The following is a 20,908-nucleotide window of genomic DNA, read 5'->3' as shown; positions in this document are numbered from 1 at the left end:
AGGAGCGAGCGTGGCTGCTACCCCGCAATCTCCCGCCAATCCGCACCGCGCAACATGCGCATAACGGCATTGGCCACCGCCGTGCGCTGCCGGCCGGCCACCCCGTAGAGGCTGACGGTGCGACGGGCGTCCAGCCCGGCGACCGCAGCGCGCGTCAACGTCTCCGGAACGGGCGAGGTGTGCGGCAGCATGGCGACGCCGATGTCGGCCTCGACCAGTTCGATCAAATCGCGCTCGTTCGAGATTTCGTGACCCTGCTCGATCGCGATGCCGTGCTCGCGCAGGCTCGCCGAGATACGGGCGGAATGCTCGCAAAACGTCCGGCTCAGCAGCTGCTCCGCGCGCAGATCGTCCAGTGCGATGCTGCTGCGGCCGGCCAGGCGATGTCCGTCGCTGACCACGAGCTCGAAGCTCTCGGTGAACAGCGGCCAGACATCGAGCCGCTCCCAGGCCTCGTCGATGTCCGCGGCAATCCCTAGCTCGGCCTCGCCCTTCTTCAGGAACTCGGCCACTTCACGACTCGAGCCGCGCAGGAAGCGGAATTCGAGCCGGTTGAACTGCCGCTTGATCTGGTTGAGATGCGGAATGAGGAGCGACAGGTCGATCGCATGCGTCAGCGCGACGCGGAGCGCGCCGATCTCGCCGCTCCGGAACGAGGAGGCCAGCGATCGGGCGCCGGTGGCCGCTTCGAAACACTGCTTCAGCAGCGGATGCATGCGCTGGCCGAGCTCGGTCAATTGCGCCGCGGGCCGTTCGCGGCGAAACAGATCGCCGCCGAGCTCGGCCTCGAGCTGCTTGATCGCGCGCGTCAGCGAAGGCTGCGTCACGTTGCATTCCTCGGCGGCACGCGTGAAGTTCAAGAGTTGCGCCACCGCGAGGAAATAGCGGACCTGGTGCATTTCCATGGATCGGCTCCCGGCAAGATCAGCCGAAAGCTAGCCGATCGGCGCGGAGAATGACATCCCGACCGCAATAGCGCACAGGCATGGTTTCGGAAGCCAACGGGCATTTCCGTCAAACCCGGCGATGCTTCACAGTCGGCTCAGCACAAGTCGTCATGTCAAAGGAGTTTGCCCGTGAATATGTCCGTCAAGCCGCAGACGTCCGCCTCCCGGGCGCTCGCGGGCAAGGTTGCGCTGGTCACGGGCTCAACCAGTGGCATCGGCCTCGGTATCGCGCGGGCACTTGCCGCGGCCGGCGCCGACATCGTGCTGAACGGCCTTGGTGTGGCGGCCGAGCTCGACCGGACGCGCGAGCAGATCGCGGCGGAGTTCGGCGTCAAGGCAAGGTTTTCGCCGGCCGACATGACCAGACCGAATTCGATCGCCGAAATGATCGCGGCGACGGTTGCGCAGGCCGGCCGCCTGGATATCCTGATCAACAATGCCGGCATCCAGCACGTTGCGCCGCTGGAGCAGTTTCCGGTCGAGAAATGGGACCAGATCCTCGCGATCAATCTGTCGTCGGCCTTCCACACCACGCGGCTCGCGCTGCCCGCAATGCGACAGAACGGGTTCGGGCGGATCATCAACATCGCCTCCGCGCACGGCCTGGTCGCCTCGCCGTTCAAGGCGGCCTACGTCGCCGCCAAGCACGGCATCGTCGGGCTCACCAAGGTGACCGCGCTGGAGACGGCAGAAGAGGGCATTACCTGCAACGCGATCTGTCCCGGCTATGTCTATACGCCACTGGTCGAGGCGCAGATCGATGGGCAGGCCAAGGCGCATGGAATCTCGCGTGACCAGGCGATCCGTGACGTGCTGCTGGCGCAACAGCCGAACAAGCGCTTCTCGACCGTCGAGGAGCTCGGTGCGCTCAGCGTATTTCTGTCCACCAACGCAGCGGCCACGATCACCGGGATTGCGTTGCCCGTGGACGGAGGCTGGACCGCGCATTGAGGCGAGCGCGTAACATAGGATCGCTAGGAGCGAACATGGCAAGGGTACGGGCTCTCAGGGAGCAGAATATGAACGATGTGAAGCGCGATACCAGCGTGTCGAAGGATCTGCCCGGCCAGGTGGTGCTGGTGCTTCAGGGCGGCGGTGCACTCGGATCCTATCAGGCCGGGGTGTACCAGGCGCTGCACGAGGCCGGCATCGAGCCGGACTGGATCATCGGCACCTCGATCGGCGCCATCAATGCGTGGCTCATTGCGGGCAACGCGCCTGACCAGCGGCTGCTGCGCCTGAAGCAGTTCTGGAAACGGATGGAGCAGAATCCGGTCTGGAATCTGCGCACCCCGTTTGCCGGCTTCAATGAAAAGCTCGCCTATTGGTCGACCTTGACCCACGGCATTCCCGGCTTCTTCCGTCCCAATCCATTGGCGCATGCGGGCGATTCCTATCCGCTCGGAGCCGATCACGCCGGCTTCTATTCGACGGCGCCGCTGGAGCGGACGCTGCTCGAGCTTGTCGATTTCGGCCGGATCAACCGCTGCGCGCCACGGTTGACGGTCGGCGCCGCTCACGTCCGCAGCAGCCAGATGCGCTATTTCGACAGCCGCGACGGCGAGCTGACGGTGAAGCATGTCATGGCTTCGGGCGCGCTGCCGCCGGCGTTTCCGGCGGTACGCATCGACGGCGAGCTCTATTGGGACGGCGGCATTCTGTCGAACACGCCGACCGAGGCCGTCTTCGACGACAATCCACGCAAAAATTCGCTGATCCTCGCCGTGCATTTGTGGAATCCCGCCGGCGCAGAGCCGACCACGATGGCGGAGGTGCTGAACCGGCACAAGGATGTGCAATATTCCAGCCGGATCGCGAGCCAGATCACGCGCCAGCAGCAAACCCATCGCCTGCGCCACGTCATTAGCCAGCTCGCCGCGCGACTGCCTGAAAGCGAGCGCAGCAATCCGGCTGTGAGGGAATTGATCGACTACGGCTGCCCGACCAGGATGCATGTCGTGCGCCTGCTTGCGCCGCAGCTCGACCGCGAGAGCCACACCAAGGATATCGACTTCAGTCCGTCCGGCATCATGCGGCGCTGGGATGCCGGCTATTCGCACACAAAGTCAGTGCTTGAGCGAAGGCCGTGGGTTGGCGAGTTCGATCCGCTCGCGAGCGTGGTGCTGCACGAACATATGGACGAGATGCCGATGGCGGCGGAGTAGGGCCGCAAGCGATCGTCCCCTTCATCGAATTGCCACATGCCTTGCGGATTGTCGGTCCTGGTCCGCAATCGAAAGTCCCTGCAGGTGGTGTCCGGGAGCGAACTTGAATCTGCCCTTGATACCGTCCGCGCCAACGCGGCGGGACCGGTCGCCGGCGTGTTCGGCCCTGACACGGTGACCTGGCAAATCGACCGCGAGGCCGTGATCTTTCTCGGCGCCGGCCGGGCGCTGCTCCTTCAACTCGCGCATCCCTGGGTCGCCGCCGCCATCGCCGAGCATTCGAAAACCCTCGCTGATCCGATCGGACGATTTCACCGCACCTTCGACATCGTCTTTGCCATGGTGTTCGGTTCGCTTGACCGCGCGCTGTTGTCGTCGCGGCAATTGCACCGGCGCCACAGCATGATCGTCGGCGAGATGCCCGAGACCGTCGGTCCGTTCGCGGCAGGCTCGCGCTACTGTGCCAACGACATCCCGTCGCTGCGCTGGGTTCATGCCACGCTGGTCGAGACCGCGCTGATGGCGCATGATCTGGTCTTGCCGCCTCTCTCGGCGGACGAACGCGAACGCTACTGGGCCGAGAGTCGGTTGTTCGGTGCGTTGTTCGGGTTGACGGCGCACGATCTGCCGGCGGACTGGTCCGGCTTTGCGGCCTACACCGCGGCAATGACGCAGTCGGATACGCTGACCGTCAGCCCGGCCGCGCGCGATATCGCCGCGCAGATCTTTGGTGGAGCGCGCCCGTGGTTGCGTCCGCCGCGCTGGTATCGCGCGCTCACCGCGAGCCTGCTGCCGGAAAGCTTGCGTGTGGGATTCGGGTTCGAGCTTGACGAGCGTGACACCAGATCCGCCGAGAAGGCGCTGCGATGGATACGGCGGGTCTATCCAAGGTTGCCAGACCGGCTGCGCTATGTCGGTCCCTACCAGGAAGCGCAAGCGCGGCTGCGCGGAGAGCCGCAGCCCGACTGGATGACGCGGTGCCTCAACCGTGCCTGGATCGGACGGTCGCAGATGGATGTGCGCGGGAGGGGGTGAAGTCCTCCGCCGTTGCCACAAACCACCGTCATTGCGAGGAGCTCTTGCGACGAAGCAATCCAGGCTGCTGCCACGGAAAACAGTCTGGATTGCTTCGCTACGCTCGCAATGACGAGGACACGCAGGCCTCACACCGCCGCCAGCTTCCGGTACAGCGCGTTGTAGCTGCCGGCCGGGATGCTCCAGGAGAACGACCGTCCCATCGCACTGCGACGCATGGTGTCGAGCTGGTCCTGCGCCATGAAGGCGGAGAACGCACGGCGGACGCCGCCGAGGAAGGATTCATGCGAAGGTTTTGAGAACAGGAAGCCGGTTTCGCCGTCGGTAATGGTCTCGGCGAGGCCGCCGGTCTGGTGGCCGATCGGCAGCGAGCCGAAGCGCTGGGCGTACATCTGGCTGAGCCCGCAGGGCTCGAAGCGTGACGGCATCAATGTGAAGTCGCTACCGGCGAAGATGCGGCGCGCCTGGGCCTCGTTGAAGCCGATCACGACCCCGATCGCGTCAGGCCGCCGGCGATGCGCGTCGATTAGCGCCTGCTCGAGCGCCGGCTCGCCGGAGCCGGTGACCACGATCTGCCCGCCGGCATCGACGATCTCGTCGGCCGCCGCCAGCACGAGGTCGATGCCCTTCTGGTGCACCAGCCGGGCGACGATGCCGAACATCGGGCCGCGCGACACCGCAAGCCCGAACTGCTTGCGCACGTAATCCGCATTGGCCTTCTTGCCGACCCAGTCGCCGGCGCCGAACTGCTGGGCAAGCTGGGCGCAGGAACGCGGGTCCCAGCTCTCGTCGATGCCGTTGAGGATGCCGGTGAGTTCGGCCGCGTCGGAGCGGACTCGAAGCAGGCCCTCGAGACCGCAGCCGAATTCATCCGTGGTGATCTCCCGCGCATAGGTGCCGCTGACTGTGGTGAGATGCGAGGCGTAGACCAGCCCGGCCTTGAGGAAGGAGAGCTGGTCGTAGAACTCGACGCCGTCGATGTGGAAGGAGCTCTCCGGCGCGCCGATCCGCCGCACCGAGTCCTTCGGGAAGAGGCCCTGATAGGCGAGGTTGTGAATGGTCAGGATCGACGGCAGCTTGGAGCCGCGCCAGGCGAGGTAGGCCGGCACGAGCGAAGCCTGCCAGTCATTGGCGTGGATCAGGTCTGCTGCCCAATCCTTGTCCAACGTGCCCATCGCCAGCTCAGCGGCGGCCGAGGCAAAGCGCGCGAAACGGATGTCGTTGTCGGGCCAGTCGCGCCCGGACTCGTCACCATAGGGGTTGCCGGGCCGGTCGTAGAGTTGCGAGCACAACAGCACATAGACCGGCAGGCCGTCCTTGGTCGCGGCGCGGCCGAGCGAGCAGGCCGGCATCTCCGCGAACGCCGGACAGCGGCCAACGACCTGGATATGCGTGAGTTGTTCGATGATGTCGCGATAGCCGGGCAACATGACCCGGATGTCGGCGAAAGGACGAAGGGCTCGGGGGAGTGCAGCGGAAACGGCTCCAAGTCCGCCGACGCGGACAAAGTCGTCCATTTCTGTCGTAACGAACAAGACCCTCAAGAACTGCTGCCCTCTGCCGGAGCCCGATTGCTGCTATGCAAGAACGGGTCCAGTTGCCCTGGAATTCCCAAGCCCGCCCGCGAGACGTGTCTGTTCGGTAAAGACTTTCCTACTCAGCCGCCGCCCTCTAGGGTCGGCGCACCAACAACAGAGAACTTCGATAAGTTCCTAAGTGACTCAAGGACGCAAGCAGGCATGCAGCTATCAGATAAGCATGAGGGGACCACGACAAAGGCCTTCGCCGGCCTCAGGGTCCTGGATTTTTCGACCACCATCGCCGGTCCCCATTGTGCGCGGATGCTCGCCGACATGGGCGCCGAGGTCATCAAGATCGAGACCGACGGCGGTGAGACGATGCGGACCCGGCCGCCGCTGCGCAAGGGCTGCAGCACCGTGTTCGGCCAGCTCAACGTCGGCAAGAAGAGCGTCGTGCTCGACCTCAAGTCCGAGGACGGCAAGGAGGCGGTCCGCCGGCTGGCCGCGACTGCCGACATCCTGGTCGAGAACTTCCGCCCGGGCGTGATGCATCGGCTGCGGCTCGACTATGACAGAATACGCACGGTCAACCCGAAGCTGATCTACTGCTCGATCTCCGGCTACGGCCAGAGCGGCCCGTCGGCCGAGCTGCCGGCCTATGCGCCGGTGATCCATGCAGCCTCGGGCTACGACATGGCGCATCTCGCCTATCAGCCCGGCCGCAGCCGCCCGGATTATTGCGGCATCTACCATGCCGACGTCGTCACCGGCACCTACGGGTTCGGCGCGATCGCGTCGGCGCTCTACCAGCGCACCCTGACTGGGCTCGGCCAGCATATCGACGTTTCCATGCTGGAATCGATGCTGACGCTGACATTGATCGAGTTGCAGAACTCGCAGTTCACCGTGAAGCCGCCGCCGCGCCCGATGTTCGGGCCGACCGAGACGGCGAGCGGTTATGTCATGATCACGGTTGCCAGCGAGAAGACGTTTCAGGGACTGATGGGAGTGATCGGCCGCCCCGAATGGATCTCCGATCCGCGCTTCTCCACCTACGCCGCGCGTCGCGATCATTGGGCCGACTTGATGGACGGTGTAGAGGCCTGGTCGCGGCAGCTCTCGACCGATGTCTGTCTTGTCGCGTTAGGTGCGGCCGGCGTGCCGGCCTCGGCCTACCGCACTGTGTCCGAAGCACTGGCCGATCCGCAGCTCGCGCACCGAGAGGCGCTCTCGTCTGTCGAGGATGAAGGCGGCTCGTTCCAGGTCCTCAATCTGCCGTTCCGGATGACCGGTGCTGATACAACACCGGGCAAGACGATAGCCGTTCTTGGCGAGCACACGGACGGACTGCGCGCGGAGATCGGGCTCACCGACAATGCGCCAATTCCGTCAGGCAAAACAGCCGTGCAAGGCTGAGGGCAAGGCTGACGGCAAGTCTCACGGGAAGTCTGACGGATACCACGCTGTGGCAAGCAATGCGGCGTTGCGCGTGGCCGGCTTGCCATCATCCGTCAGCCTAAATTAGACAGGTCCGAGTTTGTCTCGTCCTGCCGCCCATGCCATGGTGGCGACGACAACAAAAATATCCGAGAGGACGCCAATGAAAAGTTTCAAGGTCGCCGATTTCAAGGCGCCGCTGCAGGAGTTCGACGAGGCCACGCCGCAACCGTCCGGCACGCAGGTGCTGATCAAGGTGAAGGCCGCCGGCGTCTGCCATAGCGACCTTCACATTTGGGAAGGCGGCTACGATCTCGGCCACGGCCGCAAGCCGCTCTCGCTGAAGGACCGCGGCATCAACCTGCCGCTGACCATGGGGCACGAGACGGTCGGCGAGGTGCTCGCCTTCGGCCCGGACGTGAAGTCGTCGGACCAGGGCGACGTGAAGATCGGCGATGTCGGGTTGGTCTATCCCTGGATCGGTTGCGGCAAATGCGCGACCTGTCTCGCCGGTGACGAGAACATGTGCCTGACGCCGCGCTCGCTCGGCGTCTATTGCGACGGCGGCTATTCCGACCACATGCTGGTGCCGCATCCGCGCTATTTGCTCAACCTCAAAGGCCTCGATCCCGCGTCGGCTGCACCCTACGCCTGCTCGGGCGTCACGACCTACAGCGCGCTGAAGAAGCTCGAGCAGCACTTCGACACGCCGATCGTGATGTTCGGCGCCGGCGGACTTGGCCTGATGGCACTGTCGCTGCTGAAGGCGATGGGCGGCAAGGGCGCGATCATGGTCGACATCGACGCGAAGAAACGCGAAGCGGCGGAGCAAGCCGGCGCGCTCGCGACCGTCGATCCCAAGGCGCCCGACGCGCTGGAGCAGCTTGCCAAGAAAGCCGGTGGTCCCATCCGCGCCGTGCTCGATCTCGTCGGAAACGCCGCCACCACGCAACTCGGCTTCGACTGCCTGACCAAGGGCGGCAAGCTCGTCCTCGTCGGCCTGTTCGGCGGCGGTGCGACCTGGGCGCTGCCGCTGATTCCGATCAAGGCGGTGACGATCCAGGGCAGCTATGTCGGCAATTTGCGCGAGACGCAGGAGCTGCTCGACCTCGTGCGAGCGAAGAACATAGCGCCGATCCCCGTGACGCGGCAGCCGCTCGCCAAGGCCAACGACGCGCTGGTGCAACTGCAGCAGGGCGCGGTGGTTGGCCGCACGGTGCTGACGCCGTAACCAACGCTGCTAGTTTGTCGTCATGGTCGGGCTTGACCCGACCATCCACGTCTTGCCATGGAGTTGGTATCGAGGCGTGGATGCCCGGGACGATCCCGGGCATGACGTTGGAGAGAGTAGGAAACCGATGTCCGCAAATAACGCCTTCCACATTGCCGTGCTTGCCGGTGACGGCATCGGTCCCGAAGTCATGGCGCCGGCCATCGAAGTCCTGCGCAAGATCGAGACGAAATCCGGCCTGAGCTTTCGCTTCACCGAGGCGCCGGCGGGCGCCAATCATTATCTCGCCGCCGGCAAGTCGATGCCGGACACCACCATCAAGCTGTGCGAGGAGGCGGACGCGATCCTGCTCGGCGCCTGCGGCCTGCCGTCGGTGCGCTATCCTGACAACACCGAGATCGCGCCGCAGATCGAGCTGCGCTTCATCTTCGATCTCTATGCCGGTGTGCGCCCGGCGCGGCTCATTCCGGGCGTGCCGAGCCCGATCGTCGGCGCCGACCAGCGCGGCATCGATCTCGTCGTGATCAGGGAGTCCACCGAAGGCCTGTTCGCCTCGATGGGCAAGGGCGTCGTCACCCATGAGGAGGCGCGCGAGACCATGCTGATCACGCGCAAGACGTCCGAGCGCCTGTTCGAGTTCTCGTTTCGTCTCGCCGAGCGGCGCAAGGCGCGCGGCAAGCCCGGCGCGCTGGCCTGCGTCGACAAGGCGAACGTGTTCAAGGCCTTTGCGTTCTTCCGCGGCATCTTCGACGAGATCGCCAAGCGTCATCCGGAGGTGAAGACCGACCGGCTCTATGTCGACGCCTGCTCGGCGATGCTGGTGAAGCGTCCCTGGGATTTCGACGTGATGGTGATGGAGAACATGTTCGGCGACATCGTCTCCGACATCACCGCGAGCCTGATCGGCGGCCTCGGCATGGCGCCGTCGGCCGACATCGGCGACAAATACGCCGTGTTCCAGCCGTGCCACGGCACCGCGCCCGACATCATGGGGCAGGGCAAAGCCAATCCCACCGGGATGATCCTGTCGGCTGCAATGATGCTGGACTGGCTCGCCGACAAGCACGGCGTCGAAGGAGCGGCCGAGGCCGGCGAGACCATCGAGCGTGCGGTGGACAAGGTCTATGCCGACGGTCTCAAGCCGATGGAATTTGGTGGCCGCAACGGAACCGCCGACATCACGAAGGCGGTGCTTGCGGCGCTGTAGTCAAGGAAGAGAGGCCTCGCGGCCCCTCGCAATTCACCAGCGACGCCAGTGGCGGTGGCCGCCCCAGCCCCACGGACGGCCGCCGTAGAAGCGTCGCGGGCCGCCGTAAAAACCGTAGGCGCCGTAATAATTCGGACGCCAGAAGCAGCGACCCCAGGGGTTGCAGACCCAGCGCACCTGATCGACGTCGGCTGCCGGGCCGCTCGCGATACGGTCGGCCTGCGGAATGCCGTTCGGCATCGCTGCGAGTGCCTGTCCTGATGCGAGAGCGGCGCCGCCCAGGGCAGCCAGACCAACAACAGCAAATTTCAGTTTCATCGCAATCTCCCTCGTTTGATGGCGAGAGAACTTCCAGCAAATCAGCTGGTTGCTATGGTGTTGCGGGGCCGTGGGAATTTAATCTTCCTGAATGCATGTTCAGTTTGCCCGCCGTCATCGCGAAGAGCCAAGCAGGCAGAGGCACTCTGGATTGTTTCATTTTGCTCGCTGGCGACGGAATCACTGTCCCTGGAACTCTTGCGCTTCTCCATGAAGGCCTGCCGGCCCTCGCGAAAATCCACGCTGTCCATACAGGCCGTGCCGACCGCCCTGATCGCGTCCATGTCGCGCGCGCTTTCGTCCTTCAACACTTGCGCGATGGTGAGCTTGGCGGCCTTGATCGCGAGCGGCGCATTTTGCGAGATCGTCTCGGCGATGGCCATGGTCTCGCCCCAGAGCTGATCCTCCGGAAGCACGCGCTCGACCAACCCGATGCGCAGCGCTTCCGACGCATCGATGCGCATGCCCGTATACATCAGGAGCCGTGCCCAGGACGGGCCAACCAGCGACACCAAGTGCCGCAAGCCGTCATAGCCATAAGCGATGCCGAGCTTCGCCGCGGGAATGCCGAACTGGCTGCCATGGGAGGCGATGCGGATGTCGGCGAGCATCGCCACCTGCATGCCGCCGCCGAGACAAAAACCCTGGATGCAGGCAATCGTTGGCTTGGGATAATCGGCGAGCAGCGCGCGCTGGGCGGCGCTGCGTTTTGCGTATTCCTCGGAAGCGGCGGCGTTATGGCGCGTCTTCTCGAACTGGCTGATGTCGGCGCCCGACACGAATGCCTTGCCACCGCCGCCGCGCAGGATCACGACGCGCACGGCAGCGTCATCGCGTAAGGCGGTCAGCGCCTCGCCAAATCCCTCCCACATCTCCAGCGACATCGCGTTGCGCTTGTCGGGATTGTTGAACGTGATCACGCCGACGCCACTGGCTGTGTGCTTGAGGATCTTGCCGTCGGCGTAGGGAATTTCGGTCGTGCTGGACATGTCGGACATCGCGGGCGCTTTCGTTGGCGAGGCGCAATGTTCGGCCGGGGCGAGGCCAGGGTCAACCGCGACAACGGACCTGGCTTTGCAGCCGCCTGTGCCGCGATTGCATGGCGCGATCTATCTGGTCATGTGCGCGGTCAGCGGGTGGCTGCCGGCATTGCTGAAGAAGGCCGCCTCTTCGGCGGTCGCCTCCAGCAACTGCTCGTCCTGGTGATAGACGTCGTTGCGGAACTGGACGGTCTGGTCCTTGGTCATCCACGCCGTGAGGTAGATCCAGGCCACCGGCACCTTCTTCGCCATGGCGACGTCGAGATGCTGGCCGCTGGCGATCTCCGCGTCGATCGCGGCGCGGCTCCATTTCGGCTGGTCCTTCAGCAGCCAGGCGGCGAGATCGCGCACATTGTCGACGCGCGAGCAGCCGTGGGAATCGAAGCGGTAATCATCGCTGAACAGATTGCGCTGGTTGGTGTCGTGCATGTAGACCGAATAGGAATTCGGCATGTCGATCTTGACCGCGCCGAGCGCGTTGAACGTGCCGTTGTGCTGGCGCACGGTGAAATTCGGCGTATGCGTGCCCGACCAGTCAACCGAATTCGGGTCGATCGGATTGTCGTGAGCGTCGAGCACCTCCATGTGCATGCGCGACAGATAGGTGGGATCCTTGCGCATATGCGCGGAGATCTCGGTCTTGGCGATCGAGGAGGGCACCGTCCAAGTGGGATTGAGGACGACGCTGCTGATCTGGGCGGTGAGCGTTGGCGAGGGCTTTTCGGTCTTGCCGACGATCACGCGATAGCGCCTTACCACGACGTCGTTCTCGACCGCTTCGGCAAAGGCGGCGGGGATGTTGACCACGACATAGCGCTGGCCGAAGCCGAAATTCATGTTCTCGAGCCGCTGCAGCGAAGCCTCGAGCTGCCGGATGCGGTTCTGCACCGGCACGTTCATCGCCGCGATCGTGCGCGGCGTCATCGTTCCGGTCGGCGCGAGGCCGTGGCGGGCCTGGAAGCGTTTCACGGCGTCGGCGAGATCCTGGTCGAAGGCGCCGCTCGCCTTGTCGGCGGAAAGATCGCCGGAGACGATCAGCCGCTTGCGCAGGAGATCGTCATTGGCGCCCTGGGCGCCGGGCGCGAATTTGGCGTCTGCCGGGATCGTCGGCCAGCCGCCGCGCACGGCCAGATCGGAATAGCTCAGCGCCGCATCCTTGATGCGCTGGGCGGAGCCTTCGTCATAGGTCGGCTCATGCGTCAGCGCGAGCGCTGCGGCCGAACGGCTCTCCGCCGTAGATGCGGCCGCCGGCGCGGCGGTTTTCGGTGCGGCTGCGTGGGCCGGATTGGCGGTGGCCGGCACCGTGCCAGCCGCAGTCGCCGGCTTGGGCCCGGCCTGTCCAATGGTCTCGGTCTGAGCAAGCGCAGAGGCGCTCGCAAGCATGCCGACGGCAATGATTATCGCATGGCGCTTCGACATGTGTCCCATCTTCCCTATGAGAGCGAGGCCCGGACGGGCGCTCGCATCGGCAATTCCCGGTTCGTCGGGCTGATTCGAGAAATCGGCGGGAGGCTAGCGTCTCCCGGTTGCGGCTCCCTCAAGCACGGCGCATCGCGAGCCCCATGCGCAAGGCACGCGGTCTCTGGATCGGGTCGCGACAGGGCAGGAATGGGTTCGCGCAAACCGCGGGCGACGGCGGGAAAAATGGTCAACAAAAAGGGGCGGTCATGCCGCCCCGAGAAGTCCGCGCAAGCGCGGGCCGGATATATCTCGTCCGGGTCTCGTTCAATCCAGCCGCGCCCCGTGACGCGGCGGATTGAACATCGGGCGGAAAGGCACGAACGCCGATCGGCTCAGGCTTCGTTCGCTGCGATCGATTCCATCAGCGAGACGAGCTGACGCTGCACCGTCTGGTCCTTGATCTTGCTGTAGGCGCGCAGCAGGCGGAGGCTGAAGGCCGAGTCCAGGAAGAGCAGGCTCTCGACTTCGCGCGCCTTGTTGTCGCCGTCATAGAAGAAGGTCACGGGCACATCGAGGGCGGTGGCGATCTGCTGAAGCCGGGCCGCGCCGACGCGATTGACGCCCTTCTCGTACTTCTGGACCTGCTGGAAACTGACGCCGAGCTTCTCGCCGAGCTCGGCCTGCGAGACCTTCATCTCGACGCGCCGTAGACGGATTCGCTTGCCCAGCTCAATGTCCGGCTTGCCGGCACTGCGCTGCTTCATTCTCTTCGCCGCTGTCTTCATCTTTTTTCTCATCGGTCTTCGGTTGAAAACCCCCCGAAGAGCTGGGTCAGGGGTTCGCCCATATACTCGTCCTTGAATTCATGCGGGTGCACGAACTCTTCCTTAAACCACGGGAAACGCGCCGGATTGAAGGCTTCGATCAGCCAGTCAATCATGTGCCGTACGCGCGGAATCCGGCCGCTACCAGGATGGTAGGACAACCAGATATCCAGCGGTCTGTTCAGCTCGACCTCCAGTGGAATCAACTTCCCGCCAAGCGCAATGGCGTAGCTCGGGAACACGCCGATTCCGGCGCCATTCGCGACCGCCCAGTAGTTGGCGCTCGAGACGTTGGTCTTCATGACCAGAAGGTCACGTTCCGGAACGCCGGGGAAGAAGCTCTCGAAAGTTTGCTTGGCGGCGAGTTGGTCCGCGAATTGCAGCACCAGGCGGTGCTTGATCAACTCCGCCGCCGAGCGCGGCGCGCCATGTTTTGAAATGTATTTCTCGGAGGCCCAGAACATCAGATGCATGCGGCCGAGCCGCACCAGCTTGACGTCGAGTGCCGAAGGCCGCGACAGGTGAATGGCGACGTCGGCCTCGTGGCGGGAGACGTCGGCCGAACGCATCGCGCAATGCAGATCGACCAGGATCTTCGGATAGGTCTGCTGGAATTCGACCAGTCGCGGGGCGAGCCAGAATGTGCCAAGTCCCTCGGTGACGGCGACGCGGACCTCGCCGGACAGGGCGTTCGCTGTCGAATCGCTGGTGCGCAGCACGTCGAAGGCAGCCGCCTCCATTTGCTCGACGGCGGAGACCACCAGCGCGCCTTCGTCGGTCAGACGGGTGCCGTGGACGTCGCGGGTGAACAACGTGGTGCCGGTCTGGCGTTCGAAATCATCGATCCGGCGGCGAACGGCGTTGATCGACAGCGACAGGCGCTCGGCCGCCGAGCGGAAACTTCCGCATCGGACAACTTCCAGGAAAATGCGCGCCGCATCCCAGTCCGAGAGGCCGCTGACGTTTGTCTTTGGGCGTTCCTCCAGAGGAACGCCCCTTTCCGCCAAGGAGTGCATACAAGTCCCTTCGGGTCGCTAAACTGGCAGAATCTCGGGCAAACCACAACCACGGCGGGTTGGGGAACGACGAGTTTTGAACGTCATCCTTACTACGCCGCAGGTGGTATTCGGGTGCTGCCAAGCCTAGGAACAAGGGCTAGGAATCGGGCAAACCATCGCCCGTATGAGGGGGTGTGGCGTGAGTTCCGTTGTGAGCCGTGACTTGCCTGCGGGATTGTCGGCATTGTCCGCAATGAACGTCCTTGCGCGAGAGCAGGTGCCTTCCACGATGGATCAATTGCAGCACGCCAGGCGTTTTACGAGCGAGCGTTTTACGATCGAGCGCTTTACGACTGAGCGTTTCGACGGCCGGCGGCGCGACGCGATACGCGCCGGAACCGCGGTTTCAAGGCAGAAACACACTGAAATCATGTTCGGGGGCGTAGCGGCCTCGTGTTATCCTCGACGCTCCATGGGGGCCAAAGGGGTCGTCACAACCACGTCTCACAGGCCGAATTAGCGGAAAGAACGCCGTGTCGCATTCAGACGAACAGTTGCAGTCGGTGCTGGAAACGCTCGAAGAGTGCCGCAGGGTGCTCAACGAGAGCAATAGCCGTGAGTCGGCCGAGCTGCTGTCCATTGTCATCCTGGACGTGCGGATGAAGCTCAAAGGAATTGACAGTGCCGATCTCAAGGCACTGTGCGACGAAATGCTGCGGACGGCCACGAGCGAACCGCAGCCCCCTTCCAAGCAGACGCAGGACCAGCCCCGGCGTCCGCTGCTCCGCGTGGTGAAGTAGCCGCGCCGCCGAGTTTCGCTTTTTGGCGAGATTTGTGCGTGTCCCGGTGCCGCATCTGTGATCACAGACGGCATCGGGAGGAGCCCTGGTTTTGTGCGCCTCTGTTGCGCATTCGCTGGCATCGGCTACACCAGAGCCGGTTCGGCTCCGGGCCGCGCGCATTCCCCGCGCGCCGCATCGGCGCCAGAGATGGTTCCGACTGCATCATGCAAAATGTTTCGATCCCGGCGGCGCTGATTGCCGGCCTCGTCAGCTTCCTCTCCCCGTGCGTCCTGCCGCTGGTCCCGCCCTACCTGATCTATCTGACGGGCGCGACGATCGAGCATGTCGAAAGCGAAGAGCCCGCATCCGCCTCCAAACGCGCCATCATGATGTCGGCACTCCTGTTCGTGCTCGGCTTCTCCACGGTGTTCGTGGCGCTCGGCGCCAGCGCCTCGCTGATCGGGGCGCTGATCCGGGCCTGGTCGGCCGAACTCTCGATCCTCGCCGGCATCGTCATCATCGTCATGGGCCTGCACTTCCTCGGCCTGACGCGCATCGGCCTGTTGATGCGCGAGGGACGCTTGACCGCGCCCAAGCCCGTCGGCCTTTGGGGCGCTTATGTGATGGGGCTGGCCTTTGCCTTTGGCTGGACGCCCTGCATCGGCCCGATCCTTGCCGCGATCCTCTCGGTCGCCGCGGCCGAAGCCACGGTGACAAAGGGCGCCGTCCTGCTCGCGGTCTATTCGGCCGGGCTCGGCATTCCCTTCCTGATCGCTGCCCTGATGATCGAGCAGTTTTCCACCCTGTTTGCGCGCATGAAGGGCCATCTCGTCAATGTCGAGCGCGCTATGGGCGTCCTGATGGTGATCACCGGTATTGGATTCCTCACCGGCGCGGTCTCGAACGTGAGCATCTGGCTGCTGGAGACGTTTCCGACGTTGCAGACGATCGGTTAGGCCTCCGCATCAAAGCGCGCTAGCGCGGCGCGGTCGATCTCGATACCGAGGCCCGGCCCCTCGGGCACCCGCACGACGCCGCTCGCATGCTCGATCGGCTCCTGCAAAATCGCCTGCCGGATCGGATGTTCAGTGCGGTCGAATTCCAGCATCGGCTCGAGCGGTGACAGCGAAGTCGGCGTTTGCGAGGGCAGCACCGCGAGGAGCTGGAGCGACGCGGCGATCGCGATCCCGGTGCCCCAGACATGCGGATTGTAGCGGATGCCGAACGCCTCGCTCATGTCGGCGATCTTCTTGCATTCGGAGAGACCACCTGCCGCGCAGGTGTCGGGCTGGGCGATGTCAAGTGCGTGCGAGACGAACAACTCGCGGAAGCCGAAGCGCGTGAATTCGCACTCGCCGCCGGCGACCGGAATCGTAAGCGCGGATTTCACCGCGCGATAGCCCGCGATGTCCTCCGGCGGCACCGGCTCCTCGAACCATCCGATGTCATGGCGCTCGATCAGGCGGCCGAGCCGGATCGCCGCGACCGCGTCATAGGCGTGGTTCGCATCGACCATCAGCGCGACATCGGGGCCGATCGCCTCGCGCACCGCGCGGGTGACCGCGGCATCCTCCGCGATTCCGAAACCGACCTTCAGCTTCACGGCGCGGAATCCTTCGGCGGCATAACCCGCCGCTTCCTCCGCCAGATAGTTCAGCGGATCGCCTGACTTGCGCCGGTAGAGACCGGTCGCATAGGCCGCAACCTGCTTGCGCGCGCCGCCGCCGAGAAGCTGATGCACGGGTAGGCCGAAATGCTTGCCCTTGATGTCCCATAGCGCGATGTCGATGCCGCTCATCCCCTGGATCACGACGCCCTTCTGGCCGTGATCCCGCAGGCGCGCATAGACCATCTGCCACAGCACGTCGGTGCGCAACGGATCCTCGCCGATCAGCCACGGAGCGATACTCTGCACCACTGCCGCCGTGATGCGCGCCGGGCCGTAGCATTCACCCCATCCGACAAGACCATTGTCAGTCTCGATCTCGACCAGCATTGCGGTGCGCGTGTCGTACCAGGCGCGCGAATAGGCAAAGGGCTGCGACAGCTTTGCTTCGAGAATGTGCGTGCGAACCCTAGTGATCTTCATTGCCGGCCTCCGTTCATCGCGCCTCGTCCAGCGCGCAAATCACCGTGCAGACCACGCCGCGGGGCAGGAAGTCGACCGTTGCCTCGCCGCCGAGCTGGTCGCGCGCGCTGCGCTCGATCAGGCGCGAGCCGAAGCCGCGTTGCACCGGCGCCGTCACCGGCGGTCCGCCGATCTCGGTCCAGATCAGGCGCAGCCGCGGCTTCGGCGCATCGGCGACGACCTGCCACTCCAGCGTCACCCGGCCGGTCTCGTTGGATAGCGCGCCGTATTTCGCCGCGTTGGTGGCGATCTCGTGCACGATCATCGACAGCACCACGGCGAGCCGCGGCGACAGCGGCACCGCGGGTCCGGCCATGCGGATGCGCTCCGGATTATTCAGCAGGAACGGCTGGAGCGCGCGGGCGATCACGTCCCGCAGCTCGGAGCCCGCCCATTTCTCCTGGCTCAGCAAATTATGCGCCTCGGCCAGCGCGCCGAGCCGGCCCTCGAATTTTACCCGCTCGTCCCGGCTGGCGCTGCGGAAGGTCTGCACCGCGATCGCCTGCATCAACGCGAGCGTGTTCTTGACGCGATGGTTGAGCTCGTCGATCAGGAGATCGTGCAGCATCTCGCCGCGCGCGATCGTGGTCGCCATCCGGACCGCGAAGGTCAGGCCGGTCAGCAGCAGGACGCCGCCGATAAAACTGGTGATCGCGATGTTGCGCCAGAGCGGAGCGATTAGCGAGCTCTCGGCGACGCCGGCCACGATGGTCCAGCCGGTCAGCCGCGACCTCGTATAGACGGTGGACAACGCGACGCCGTCGAGCGAAACCGTCGAGAGTGCGGCTTCCGGCGTGCGCAACATACTCTCGTACAGTGCGCCGGTAGCCCGTTTGCCAAAGATCTCCGTAGGGTTCGGCGTGCGCGCGAACACGATAGCCTTGGTGTCGAGCAGGGAGACCGTCCAATCCCGGTCGGGCCGTTGCTTTTCCACCAGGTCCTGAAAGGTGCTGACCGGCGGGCTGAAGCAGAGGTCGTAGATCACTTCGCCGTCGCGGAGCACCGGAACCTCGACCGTAAGCACCTGCCGGCCGTTGATCGCGCCGGTGAACAGGTCGGAATATTGCGGCGACCTGGTCGCAAACACCCTCTCGATGATCTCAAGATGACCGCGTGGCGGCAGGCTTGCGGTGTCCTCGGTCGCGGAGGAAAACAACAGCCGGCCCTTGCGATCGGAGATCAGCACGAGGCCGCCTTTGCCGTACTGGTCGACGAAGCCGAGCGCGATGCGGCGGAAGCTCTGGAAGTCGTCGTTGCGCAGCGAATTCGTCAGTGCAAGCACCTGCAGGCCGCCGGTCATCCGCTGCACCTCGGAGTCCAGCACGAGGCGCATGCTGCGCACATTCTCCAGCACGCGGCGGGTCGCGTCGTTGCGGTCCTGTTTGTAATTGTAGACGGCAATGCCGACCGCGAAGACGATCAGCGGCAACATCGTTCCCGTCACCAGAAGAGCGAGCCGGACCGGCAAAGTGAGCTTTGACAAACGCGGGCGTCCCGGTTCCAGCGCAGGGGAGCGCCGGATTTATGATTTTGGGAGACCATAGGGGCGGGATTTGCGCTACGCCAATAATTTTTGCGTTCGGACGCGCCGCCCAGGAAGAAGATTTTGCAGCGCGGTCCGCGGCTGCGCCTCAGCTCATGCTGATTGCGGTCAGTAGGAGACACATGGCGTACACGGCCGCCAGGCTGAGCCCGGCGATCCGGGCCTCTCGATGCGATTTCATAATGTCAACTCCCAGAGAGGGAGGCCGCCTCAAGGCGGCCCCCTTACACCTGGATCAATCAATTTCCTGAACGACCGTGCGCGTACCGGGATCGACGAGCATCACGCGATCGCCGGAGTAGACGTAGCGATACTTCGTCAGCGACGGACCCCAGTCTGCGGGAACGGCCTCAAGCTCGACGTCGCTCGGCACCGCCGCACCGACAACGATCTTTTCCTTCGTGGTCACCGGGCGAATGCGATGCTCGGTGACGTAGGATTTGATCTTGGTTCGGTACTGCGGCTCGATCTGGACGGCCGCCGCGTGGCCCGTCCCGGTCGTCGTCACGACGGTCGATTGCGCGAAAGCACCGGTCGACATCAGGACCGCCGCGGCGGAAAGCAGGAACAACTTCTTCATCTCGTTCTCCTCGTTTGAACATGCGCCGCAACAACCCCTCATTGCGGACAGCGTTCCCGGCTCAGGGAACTAATTGCCGCTTTTTCCCGTTTGTAGATGACCGGGCTGACGGCTCGGGCTCTGGAGGAGGACTACAAATGAAGTTGAAGATAGTAACTGCAGCATTGATGCTTTCCGCAATATCCCTGCCGGCGTTCGCGGCCGACGAGTTCTATGTCGTGCAGGACGTCAAGACGAAGAAGTGCACAATCGTCGACAAGAAGCCGACGGACACGTCCATGACCGTCGTCAGCCCATCGGGCGCGATCTACAAATCGCGCACCGAAGCTGAAGCCGGCATGAAGACCGTCAAGGTCTGCACGTCCAACTGAGGAGGATGACAAATGCCAGTTCTGATTCTCTGGGCCGTGCCGGCCGTGCTGGTGATCGGCGGCGGCATCTATCTGATCGGCCACATGCACTAAGCGGCAGTGGAAGGCGGGTCTGTGCGTGCAGCGCACGGGCCCGCACGCCGTCTGTCTGCTAAGAGAGGCTGCTCCCCTCGGCCTGCCACGCACCGGCAGGAGCGCAAGTTGCAGTGCAGCAGTTCGCGAAAGGGGTGGCCCTGCGACGAAGAGGGCCTCCCGCGCGCGTGAAATGACTTCCGTCCCGCCGAGGTTTTCCATACGCTTCCCACTCGCAAGCCGCATACCGGCTGCGCTCACGGCCCGGCGACAGGGCCGGAGCATCAAAAGGAGGGGAGACGATGAAGCGAAGATCATTTCTCGCTGGGCTCGGCGCGACCACTGCGGCGGCTGCGATGGGCATGCCGTCAATCGTCAGGGCACAGTCGCCGATCACATTGAACGGCGCGGTCCAGTTCAACGACGACCACGCCTTCAACCGGGCCCTGCTCCGGTTCGAAGAGCTGGTCAAGAAGTACTACGGCAAGCCCGTCAACTTCACACTGCACAGGAATTCCTCGCTTGGCCTCGAAAAGCAATATTTCGAGTACATGTCGCAGGGCAAAGCCGTCGATTACGGCATCGTCTCGCCGGCTCACATGTCGACCTTCGCCAAGGCGGCCCCGTTCATCGACGCGCCCTTCGTGTTCAAGGGCATCGACCACATGAACAAGGTCGTCGAAGCCAATATCCTGGCGCCGATCGCCGACGAAGTCGCGTCCAAGGCCGAGGTCGTTCTGATCGGCTATTCCGGCGGTGGCATCCGCAATATCTTCGCCAACAAGCCGCTCAAGACTCTCGCCGACCTTAGGGGACTCAAGGTGCGCGTACAGGGCGCGCCGATCTGGTCGAAGACCTTTGCGGCCGTGGGCATGAGCCCGACGGTGATCGCCTACAACGAAATCTACAACGCGATCCAGAACGGCGTGATTGCGGCCGGCGAGAACGAGGCGGCCGGCGTCGAGGCGATGAAGTTCTACGAAGTGGCTCCGCATCTCAACCTGACCCAACACGCCGTGTCGATCCGGCCGATCTGCTTCTCGGTGAAGACGCTAAAGACCTTGCCGAAGGAGTTGCAGGACGCGATCATGAAGGCCGGCAAGGAGGCCGGCGACTACGGCCGACAACTGGAGTCGAGTGAAGAAGTCGTCAAGCTCGACACGCTGGAGAAGGCCGGGAAGCTCAAGCGCGTTCCCTTCGAAGAACGGGACGCCATGAAGAAGCTCGCCGATCCCGTGATGGCCACCTACGCCAAGGAAATTGGCGCGGAAGGCATTTTCGAGAAGATCAACGTCGTCTGAAAACTGTC

20 protein-coding genes are annotated in these 20,908 nt (G+C 64.1%); 10 read left to right on the top strand and 10 right to left on the bottom strand.

Annotated features, from left to right (window positions below):
• Positions 1–17 precede the first annotated feature (17 nt).
• Positions 18–905: a LysR family transcriptional regulator gene (locus IVB54_RS27750; protein WP_018457123.1), complete on the bottom strand. Its 888-nt coding sequence runs from the start codon at positions 903–905 to the stop codon at positions 18–20.
• A 177-nt stretch (positions 906–1,082) separates the two neighbouring features.
• On the opposite strand from IVB54_RS27750, the gene IVB54_RS27745 reads away from it, so the two are divergent.
• From IVB54_RS27745 to IVB54_RS27735, 3 genes are all read left to right on the top strand, one after another.
• A complete protein-coding gene (locus IVB54_RS27745; protein WP_018457122.1) occupies positions 1,083–1,898 on the top strand; it encodes a 3-hydroxybutyrate dehydrogenase in 816 nt (271 codons plus the stop codon).
• Between the two features lie 68 nt (positions 1,899–1,966).
• Positions 1,967–3,112 (top strand): patatin-like phospholipase family protein, encoded by a 1,146-nt coding sequence (locus tag IVB54_RS27740; RefSeq protein ID WP_018457121.1) that lies wholly within the window; start codon positions 1,967–1,969, stop codon positions 3,110–3,112.
• Positions 3,113–3,196: 84 nt separating this feature from the next.
• Complete coding sequence (locus IVB54_RS27735; RefSeq protein ID WP_026233306.1) at positions 3,197–4,147, top strand: oxygenase MpaB family protein; 951 nt, start codon at positions 3,197–3,199, stop codon at positions 4,145–4,147.
• 128 nt (positions 4,148–4,275) lie between these two features.
• Here the strand turns inward: IVB54_RS27735 and glgA are convergent, their stop codons facing one another.
• Positions 4,276–5,691, bottom strand: a complete 1,416-nt coding sequence (glgA, locus tag IVB54_RS27730; protein WP_256465302.1) for a glycogen synthase GlgA — start codon at positions 5,689–5,691, stop codon at positions 4,276–4,278.
• A 195-nt stretch (positions 5,692–5,886) separates the two neighbouring features.
• Here glgA and IVB54_RS27725 point away from each other — a divergent pair, with 195 nt between their 5' ends.
• The 3 genes from IVB54_RS27725 (at position 5,887) to IVB54_RS27715 (ending at position 9,542) form a co-directional block, all read left to right on the top strand.
• On the top strand, positions 5,887–7,083 hold the full coding sequence (locus IVB54_RS27725; protein ID WP_018457118.1) for a CoA transferase: 1,197 nt from the start codon (positions 5,887–5,889) through the stop codon (positions 7,081–7,083).
• A 184-nt stretch (positions 7,084–7,267) separates the two neighbouring features.
• Positions 7,268–8,335 carry an alcohol dehydrogenase gene (locus tag IVB54_RS27720; RefSeq protein WP_018457117.1) on the top strand — a complete coding sequence of 356 codons (1,068 nt, stop codon included), beginning with the start codon at positions 7,268–7,270 and terminating at the stop codon, positions 8,333–8,335.
• A gap of 127 nt (positions 8,336–8,462) precedes the next feature.
• Entirely contained in the window at positions 8,463–9,542 is a 1,080-nt protein-coding gene (locus tag IVB54_RS27715; protein ID WP_085362255.1) for an isocitrate/isopropylmalate dehydrogenase family protein, read from the top strand.
• A 33-nt stretch (positions 9,543–9,575) separates the two neighbouring features.
• Here the strand turns inward: IVB54_RS27715 and IVB54_RS27710 are convergent, their stop codons facing one another.
• The 5 genes from IVB54_RS27710 to IVB54_RS27690 all read right to left on the bottom strand — a co-directional run bounded on the left by IVB54_RS27710 (position 9,576) and on the right by IVB54_RS27690 (position 14,141).
• Positions 9,576–9,860 (bottom strand): hypothetical protein, encoded by a 285-nt coding sequence (locus IVB54_RS27710; RefSeq protein ID WP_085352111.1) that lies wholly within the window; start codon positions 9,858–9,860, stop codon positions 9,576–9,578.
• A gap of 41 nt (positions 9,861–9,901) precedes the next feature.
• Positions 9,902–10,858, bottom strand: a complete 957-nt coding sequence (locus tag IVB54_RS27705; protein ID WP_247776530.1) for an enoyl-CoA hydratase — start codon at positions 10,856–10,858, stop codon at positions 9,902–9,904.
• A 111-nt stretch (positions 10,859–10,969) separates the two neighbouring features.
• Positions 10,970–12,319 carry a L,D-transpeptidase family protein gene (locus tag IVB54_RS27700; protein WP_018457113.1) on the bottom strand — a complete coding sequence of 450 codons (1,350 nt, stop codon included), beginning with the start codon at positions 12,317–12,319 and terminating at the stop codon, positions 10,970–10,972.
• 374 nt (positions 12,320–12,693) lie between these two features.
• Positions 12,694–13,065 carry a helix-turn-helix transcriptional regulator gene (locus IVB54_RS27695; protein WP_026233304.1) on the bottom strand — a complete coding sequence of 124 codons (372 nt, stop codon included), beginning with the start codon at positions 13,063–13,065 and terminating at the stop codon, positions 12,694–12,696.
• Between the two features lie 29 nt (positions 13,066–13,094).
• Positions 13,095–14,141 carry a LysR family transcriptional regulator gene (locus IVB54_RS27690; RefSeq protein ID WP_018457111.1) on the bottom strand — a complete coding sequence of 349 codons (1,047 nt, stop codon included), beginning with the start codon at positions 14,139–14,141 and terminating at the stop codon, positions 13,095–13,097.
• Between the two features lie 515 nt (positions 14,142–14,656).
• On the opposite strand from IVB54_RS27690, the gene IVB54_RS27685 reads away from it, so the two are divergent.
• On the top strand, positions 14,657–14,923 hold the full coding sequence (locus IVB54_RS27685; RefSeq protein WP_018457109.1) for a hypothetical protein: 267 nt from the start codon (positions 14,657–14,659) through the stop codon (positions 14,921–14,923).
• Between the two features lie 206 nt (positions 14,924–15,129).
• Positions 15,130–15,861 carry a cytochrome c biogenesis protein CcdA gene (locus tag IVB54_RS27680; RefSeq protein ID WP_083926459.1) on the top strand — a complete coding sequence of 244 codons (732 nt, stop codon included), beginning with the start codon at positions 15,130–15,132 and terminating at the stop codon, positions 15,859–15,861.
• Here the strand turns inward: IVB54_RS27680 and IVB54_RS27675 are convergent.
• From IVB54_RS27675 to IVB54_RS27665, 3 genes are all read right to left on the bottom strand, one after another.
• Complete coding sequence (locus IVB54_RS27675) at positions 15,858–16,994, bottom strand: mandelate racemase/muconate lactonizing enzyme family protein (protein WP_247375570.1); 1,137 nt, start codon at positions 16,992–16,994, stop codon at positions 15,858–15,860. The two genes, IVB54_RS27680 and IVB54_RS27675, sit on opposite strands and share 4 nt — an antisense overlap.
• 13 nt (positions 16,995–17,007) lie before the next feature.
• The gene (locus IVB54_RS27670; RefSeq protein WP_039799959.1) at positions 17,008–18,465 is read right to left on the bottom strand and encodes a sensor histidine kinase; all 1,458 of its coding nucleotides are present in this window, start codon (positions 18,463–18,465) and stop codon (positions 17,008–17,010) included.
• A 346-nt stretch (positions 18,466–18,811) separates the two neighbouring features.
• The gene (locus IVB54_RS27665; RefSeq protein ID WP_018457104.1) at positions 18,812–19,156 is read right to left on the bottom strand and encodes a DUF1236 domain-containing protein; all 345 of its coding nucleotides are present in this window, start codon (positions 19,154–19,156) and stop codon (positions 18,812–18,814) included.
• A gap of 137 nt (positions 19,157–19,293) precedes the next feature.
• On the opposite strand from IVB54_RS27665, the gene IVB54_RS27660 reads away from it, so the two are divergent.
• Both IVB54_RS27660 and IVB54_RS27655 read left to right on the top strand, forming a co-directional pair.
• Positions 19,294–19,527, top strand: a complete 234-nt coding sequence (locus IVB54_RS27660; RefSeq protein WP_026233301.1) for a hypothetical protein — start codon at positions 19,294–19,296, stop codon at positions 19,525–19,527.
• A gap of 374 nt (positions 19,528–19,901) precedes the next feature.
• The gene (locus IVB54_RS27655) at positions 19,902–20,900 is read left to right on the top strand and encodes a TRAP transporter substrate-binding protein (RefSeq protein ID WP_018457102.1); all 999 of its coding nucleotides are present in this window, start codon (positions 19,902–19,904) and stop codon (positions 20,898–20,900) included.
• Positions 20,901–20,908: the final 8 nt, after the last annotated feature.

The sequence above is a fragment of the Bradyrhizobium sp. CW1 genome (assembly GCF_023100665.1).
GTDB lineage: Bacteria > Pseudomonadota > Alphaproteobacteria > Rhizobiales > Xanthobacteraceae > Bradyrhizobium > Bradyrhizobium canariense_D.
This window is presented reverse-complemented; position numbering and strand designations above follow the sequence as displayed.